1 protein-coding gene is annotated in these 1256 nt (G+C 73.6%); it reads right to left on the bottom strand.

The genetic code is table 11. The annotated features are described in order from the left end of the window. Positions 1-1256 (bottom strand): nicotinate-nucleotide--dimethylbenzimidazole phosphoribosyltransferase (gene cobT, locus ABZY11_RS44565; RefSeq protein WP_356484630.1); only part of this gene is annotated, 1256 nt, incomplete at both ends.

Below are 1256 nucleotides of genomic sequence, written 5' to 3' on the forward strand. Positions count from 1 at the left end.
GGCGGGACGGTGCGGCGACGTACTCGGCGTACCCGGTGGCGGCGCGGGGGAAGAACGGCATCCCGTATACCTCGTCGCCCACCTCGAACCTGGCGAGCGCCAGCAGCGCTCCGGTGCCTTCGCCGAGGCGGAGGTCGAGGTCGACCAGCGGACGCAGGCCCAGCTTGTTGAGCGCGGCAACGTGGCCGGGCTCGGCGCTGCGGTGGCCGGCGATGCAGGCGGCGAGGGCCTCGGGGGCGATCGCCCGGGCGACCAGGGCCGCGGCACCCGCGCTGACGCCGTCCAGGATGACGGGCGTACGGAGCGAGGCGCCACCGAGCAGGAAGCCCGCCATCGCGGCGTGCTCCAGGCCGCCGACCGCGGCGAGCACACCGATCGGGTCGGCCGGGTCGGGCTGGTGGAGTTCGAGGGCGCGGCGGACGACGTCCACCTTGCGGGCGTGCATCTCGTCGTTGATGCCGGTACCGCGACCGGTCACCTCGGCCGGGTCCATGCCCGTGTACACACAGATCAACGCGGCCGACGCCGTGGTGTTGGCGATCCCCATCTCACCGGTGAGCAGGCCCTTGTTGCCTGCCGCGACCAGATCGCGGGCGGTCTCGATGCCGACCTCGATCGCCGCGATCACCTCTTCGCGGGTGAGCGCGGGGCCGGTCGTGAAGTCGGCCGTTCCGGCGCGCACCTTGCGGGGCAGGAGGCCGGGCGTCGCGGGCAGCTCCATGGCCACGCCGACGTCGACCACGCACACCTCGGCGCCGACCTGGGCCGCGAACGCGTTGCAGACCGCGCCGCCGCCGAGGAAGTTGGCGACCATCTGGCCGGTGACCTCCTGCGGCCAGGCCGTGACGCCCTGGGCGTGCACCCCGTGGTCGCCCGCGAAGATCGCGACGGCCGCGGGCTCCGGGATCGGCGGCGGGCACATCCGGGAGAGCCCGGACAGCTGGGCCGAGATGATCTCCAGCATGCCGAGCGCGCCGGCCGGCTTGGTCATCCGCTTCTGGCGTTCCCACGCCTCGCCGAGCGCCTTGGCGTCCAGCGGGCGGATGTTGGAGATGGTCTCCTGCAGCAGGTCGTGCGGCTCCTCACCGGGCAGGGCGCGGCGGCCGTAGGTCTCCTCGTGGACGACCCAGGACAGCGGGCGGCGCTTGGACCAGCCCGCCTGCATCAGCTCGGGCTCCTCGGGGAACTCGTCGACGTAACCGACGCACAGGTAGGCGACGACTTCGAGGTGCTCGGGCAGGCCCAGGGCGCGGACC

Source organism: Streptomyces sp. NPDC006510 (assembly GCF_040611955.1).
In the GTDB taxonomy this organism is placed as follows: domain Bacteria; phylum Actinomycetota; class Actinomycetes; order Streptomycetales; family Streptomycetaceae; genus Streptomyces.